Source organism: Klebsiella sp. MS 92-3, from assembly GCF_000195655.1.
Classification (GTDB): Bacteria; Pseudomonadota; Gammaproteobacteria; order Enterobacterales; family Enterobacteriaceae; genus Klebsiella; species Klebsiella pneumoniae.
The window spans coordinates 26,049-31,670 of sequence record NZ_GL882877.1 but is presented as its reverse complement, the minus strand read 5'-3'; the positions used below and the strand labels follow the sequence as shown (position 1 = coordinate 31,670).

The 5,622-nt window shown below is 61.4% G+C and carries 4 protein-coding genes; 2 read left to right on the top strand and 2 right to left on the bottom strand.

All coding sequences use genetic code 11. The features are described from left to right. Positions 1 to 20: 20 nt before the first annotated feature. Positions 21 to 1,439, bottom strand: coding sequence for a PTS trehalose transporter subunit IIBC (treB, locus tag HMPREF9538_RS00125; protein ID WP_004186710.1), 1,419 nt, complete (start codon positions 1,437 to 1,439; stop codon positions 21 to 23). A 130-nt stretch (positions 1,440 to 1,569) separates the two neighbouring features. After that, a complete protein-coding gene (treR, locus tag HMPREF9538_RS00130; protein WP_009486541.1) occupies positions 1,570 to 2,517 on the bottom strand; it encodes a trehalose operon repressor TreR in 948 nt (315 codons plus the stop codon). A gap of 18 nt (positions 2,518 to 2,535) precedes the next feature. Here treR and mgtL point away from each other — a divergent pair, with 18 nt between their 5' ends. Both mgtL and mgtA read left to right on the top strand, forming a co-directional pair. Continuing rightward, complete coding sequence (gene mgtL, locus HMPREF9538_RS33485; RefSeq protein ID WP_219620685.1) at positions 2,536 to 2,751, top strand: mgtA regulatory leader peptide MgtL; 216 nt, start codon at positions 2,536 to 2,538, stop codon at positions 2,749 to 2,751. A 145-nt stretch (positions 2,752 to 2,896) separates the two neighbouring features. Continuing rightward, entirely contained in the window at positions 2,897 to 5,605 is a 2,709-nt protein-coding gene (mgtA, locus tag HMPREF9538_RS00135; RefSeq protein ID WP_009309303.1) for a magnesium-translocating P-type ATPase, read from the top strand. Positions 5,606 to 5,622 lie beyond the last annotated feature (17 nt).

Below are 5,622 nucleotides of genomic sequence, written 5' to 3'. Positions count from 1 at the left end.
GCCCCCCCCGAAAGAAGAAGTTAGACAATCTGCAAGGTGCCCTGACGGTACTTGCGCTGATACACCACGCTGGTGAGGATAATCGGCACCACCACCGCGATAGCCATCGCCATGGCGTACACCTGCCAGTAGGTAGGCTGGATGGAGAGGATCCCCGGCAGGCCGCCGACGCCGATGCCGTTCGCCAGCACGCCGTTCAGGCCGCACAGCAGGCCGGCGAGGCCAGAGCCAATCATTGCGCACAGCATCGGGAAGCGGTATTTCAGGTTGATACCGTACATCGCTGGCTCGGTGACCCCGAGATAGGCGGAGATCGCCGCCGGTACCGAGATTTCACGTTCATTCTGCTTGCGGCTGGCGATGATGATGCCAACCACCGCCGACGCCTGGGCAATATTCGACAGCGCAATCAGCGGCCACACCGGGGTACCGCCCATGCTCTGGATCATCTGCATATCGATAGCGAGGGTGGTCTGGTGGACACCGGTAATCACCAGCGGCGCGTAGAGGAAGCCGAACAGCGCGGCGCCGATCGGCGCGAAGCTGCCGGTTAACAGATGGCGTACCGCGAAGGCCACGCCGTCGCCGATCAGGCGGCCGAACGGACCGATAATGGCGTGCGCGAGGAACACCGCGAGGATCAGCGAGCAGACCGGGACAATCACCAGGTAGAGGTAGTCAGGCACAATGCGCTTGAGGCGCGTCTCGATAAAGCCTAAGGCCAGGCCAGCCAGCAGGGCCGGGATCACCTGCGCCTGGTAGCCGACTTTGGCAATGGTAAACAGGCCGAAGTTCCACACCTCCGGCACCTGCTGGCCGAGGAGATAGGCGTTCATCAGCTGCGGGGAGACGAGGGTGACGCCAAGGACGATCCCGAGGATCGGCGTGCCGCCCATCTTCTTCACCGCTGACCAGCAGATCCCCACCGGCAGATAGAAGAAGATCGCCTCGCCAATCAGCCACAGGAAGTCATAGATGGTTTTCAGCGACGGGTGCATCTGGGCCAGCGTCTGGCCATTGCTCATGGGCAGGTCGCCGATAACGTTGCGGAAACCGAGGATCAGACCGCCGCTGATCAGGGCCGGCAGCAGGGGAAAGAAGATCTCGGCGAAGTGCGAGATTAACTGTTCATGCCACTTCATATTTTGCCGCGCGGCCTGCTTGACCTGCTCTTTGTCGGCGGAGGTCTGGCCGGTGGTCGCCAGCAGGGCCTTGTAGTAATCGCCCACCTCGGTGCCGATGACCACCTGGAACTGGCCGGCGTTAGTGAAGCATCCCTTCACCATGCGCAGCTGCTCAATCTCTTTTGGTCTGGCGATGGCCGGGTCGTTCAGCACAAAGCGCAAACGGGTAATACAGTGGCTGACGGTGGCGATGTTACCGCGCCCGCCCACCAGTTCGATCAGTTTATCGATGTCCTGCTGGTTTACTTTGCTCATGATGAAGCCTCAAAAACAGAGGGGAGAGATGCCGTTTTTACCTTGAGGGCATCCTAACCGTTCCGCTTAATTTGCAAAATGGGAACGTTCCCGAAGCCCGGCGACGATCACATAAATCGCCCGAGCGAGATTAATTGAGGGCGGCGGGAATCACGATCTGGCGGGGATCGACGCTGCCGGCGATCTGCTCGATCAACTGCCGGGCGGCCCGGCGTCCGGACTCGGCATAGCCCGGATCGACGGTCAAGATTTCCGGGTGGAGAAACTTCATCAGCGGCGTGCTGCCGACGCTGGCGAGCTGCAGCGCATCGCGACCCTGCTGCTGGAGGTACTTGCTGGCGCCGAGGGCGAGGGTATCCGTCGCGCAGACCAGGGCGCTGGTTTCAGCCGTCAGCACGCTGGCGACGGTGTCATATCCCTGCTTCATGCCCAGCCCCGGCAGGGCGGCGGTGGGCGTCAGACGATGCTTTTTACAGAAGGCGAGGTAGGCCAGATGGCGGCGTTCGCCGGTGGTGACGTCGCTGTGCGGTACGCCAAGAAAACTGATGTGGCGGTGTCCGCGATCGTAGAGCCGCTGCATCAGCAGCGTGATGGCCCCCTCGTCGTCATAGCACACCGAGGCGAAGCCGGGAGCGTCGCGGGCCATCAGCACCAGGGTGTCGCGCCAGGGGGCGAGCATCGCTTCGTCGATGCCGGTAAAACCGAACAGCACCACGCCGTCAATATTGCGCCGGGCGAGCATGCCGAGATGCTCCTCCACCAACGCCGGGGAGAACTGGCTCTCCATCATAATCGGATCGTAACCCTGCTCATAAAAGGCGGGCAGCATGGTCTGCACGGCAAGGTTTTCCGACAGCGAATCGAGACGGGTGACGATAATCGCCACCACTTTATCGCTCTGGCCGCGCATGGCGCGGGCGGAACGGGGGGGGGAGAAACCGTGCTGCTGCATCACCGCTTCGACGCGCTCGCGGGTCCGTTCGCTGACCCCGCTCTCGTTGTTAAGGACGCGGGATACCGTCGATTTCCCTACGCCGCTTAAGCGCGCGATATCTTTGATGGTCAGCCGGTTCTGCATGCGGAATTCTCGTCAGGGATGGTAGAAGTGAGCCTAATGCTACTCAACCAAACCGCAATGAGCAAAGTCTGGTTTACGTTCGGTTTAGTTGCGCGGGTTTATCATCGCCATTATTGCCACACAATCCTCAGCGAGGGCGCTATAATTCGCGCCGTTTATATTCACTTACCGGAGATAGTTATGGACCCCGATCCCACTCCTCATCCTCGATGGAGCAACCTTTCTTTCCGGTAAGCCTGTTTAACACTGCTTTACCGGAAAGCGTAAAGCAGTGACGTCCTTGATGTCCCTGCCATAAAAATAACATGCCTGACAGGTAGGTTTTGCTACGCCCGTCGGCAACGCTGCGTTCGCTTTGGCGAGCGCGGAGGGACTGTTTATGCTGAAAAATTATACCCGGCAGCTGTTCGCGCAGCTTAGCCGCCATCTGCCACGTCGTTTAGTCCAGCGCGATCCGCTGCCGGACGCCCGCCATCTGGCGAGTGGCCCCATTCCTGAATCGCTTGGTCAGCATTGCCTGAACGTGGCGGCGATGGACGACCAGGAGATCTGGCGCGCCTTTGACAGCCACCCTGAAGGGCTCAATGAAGGCGAAGTGGCGGCGAAAATTCTCAAACATGGTGACAACCAGATCCCGGCGCAGAAGCCCTCCCCGTGGTGGGTGCATCTGTGGACCTGCTATCGCAACCCGTTCAACCTGCTGCTGACGGTGCTCGGCATCGTCTCCTATTCCACCGAGGATCTGTTCGCCGCCGGGGTTATCGCCCTGATGGTGGGGATCTCGACATTGCTCAATTTCATCCAGGAGGCGCGCTCGACCAAAGCGGCGGATGCGCTGAAAGCGATGGTGAGCAACACCGCCACCGTGCTGCGGGTGGTGAACGAGCAGGGGGAGAGCCGCTGGCTGGAGCTGCCTATCGACCAGCTGGTGCCGGGCGACATTATCCGGTTGTCGGCGGGGGATATGATCCCGGCGGACCTGCGTATCCTGCAGGCGCGGGATCTGTTCGTCGCCCAGGCCTCGCTGACCGGCGAATCGCTGCCGGTGGAGAAAGTGGCCCGCAGCCGCGATCCGCTGCAGCAAAACCCGCTGGAGTGCGACACCCTGTGCTTTATGGGCACCAACGTGGTGAGCGGCTCGGCGCAGGCCATCGTCTTCGCCACCGGCGGCCGCACCTGGTTTGGCCAGCTGGCCGGCCGCGTCAGTGAACAGGAGAGCGAGCCGAACGCCTTTCAGAAAGGCATCAGCCGGGTCAGCATGCTGCTGATCCGCTTTATGCTGGTGATGGCCCCGGTGGTGCTGCTGATCAATGGCTACACCAAAGGCGACTGGTGGGAGGCGGCGCTATTCGCGCTGTCGGTGGCGGTCGGCTTGACGCCGGAGATGCTGCCGATGATCGTCACTTCGACGCTGGCGCGCGGGGCGGTGAAGCTGTCGAAGCAAAAGGTCATCGTGAAGCACCTCGACGCCATTCAGAATTTCGGCGCGATGGACATCCTCTGCACTGATAAAACCGGCACCCTGACCCAGGATAAGATTGTGCTGGAGAACCATACCGACGTCTCCGGCAAGGTCTGCGAGCGGGTACTGCATGCCGCCTGGCTCAACAGCCACTACCAGACCGGCCTGAAAAACCTGCTCGACACCGCGGTGCTGGACGGGGTTGAGCTGGATGCCGCCCGCGGGCTGGCGGAACGCTGGCAGAAGGTGGATGAGATACCCTTCGACTTCGAACGCCGCCGCATGTCGGTGGTGGTGAAGGAGGATGACGCCGCGCATCAGCTGATCTGCAAAGGGGCGCTGCAGGAGATCCTCAACGTCTCGACCCAGGTGCGCTACAACGGCGATATCGTACCTCTGGATGACACCATGCTGCGCCGCATTCGCCGGGTGACCGATACCCTCAACCGGCAGGGGCTGCGGGTGGTGGCGGTGGCGACTAAATACCTGCCGGCCCGCGAAGGCGACTACCAGCGCGCCGATGAGTCGGACCTGATCCTTGAAGGTTACATCGCCTTCCTCGATCCGCCGAAAGAGACCACCGCCCCGGCGCTGAAGGCGCTGAAGGCCAGCGGCATCACGGTGAAGATCCTCACCGGCGACAGCGAGCTGGTGGCGGCGAAGGTGTGCCATGAAGTGGGACTGGATGCTGGCGAAGTGGTGATTGGCAGCCAGATCGAAGCCATGAGCGACGACGAACTGGCGGCGCTGGCCAAACGCACCACGCTGTTCGCCCGCCTGGCGCCGCTGCATAAAGAGCGTATCGTGACGCTGCTCAAGCGTGAAGGTCACGTGGTGGGCTTTATGGGCGACGGCATCAACGACGCCCCGGCGCTGCGCGCGGCGGATATCGGCATCTCGGTCGACGGCGCGGTGGATATCGCCCGCGAGGCGGCGGATATCATTCTGCTGGAGAAGAGCCTGATGGTGCTGGAGGAGGGGGTAATCGAAGGCCGCCGCACCTTTGCCAACATGCTCAAGTACATCAAAATGACCGCCAGCTCCAACTTCGGCAACGTTTTCAGCGTGCTGGTGGCCAGCGCCTTCCTGCCGTTTCTGCCGATGCTGCCGCTGCACCTGTTGATTCAGAACCTGCTGTACGATGTCTCCCAGGTGGCGATCCCGTTTGATAACGTCGATGATGAGCAGATCCGTAAGCCGCAGCGCTGGAACCCGGCCGATCTCGGGCGCTTTATGGTCTTCTTTGGACCGATCAGCTCGATTTTCGATATCCTCACCTTCGGCCTGATGTGGTGGGTGTTCCACGCCAATACCGTGGAGATGCAGACCCTGTTCCAGTCCGGCTGGTTTATCGAAGGGCTGCTGTCGCAAACGCTGATTGTGCACATGATCCGCACCCGTCGCATTCCGTTCGTTCAGAGCCGGGCCGCCTGGCCGCTGTTCGCCATGACCCTGGTGGTGATGGCGGTGGGTATCGCGCTGCCGTTCTCGCCGCTGGCTAGCTACCTGCAGCTGCAGGCCCTGCCGCTGAGCTACTTCCCATGGCTGGTAGCGATCCTGGCGGGCTATATGGTGCTGACCCAGGCCGTGAAGGGCTTCTACAGCCGCCGCTACGGCTGGCAGTGAGAGACGCGTTTTCGGAT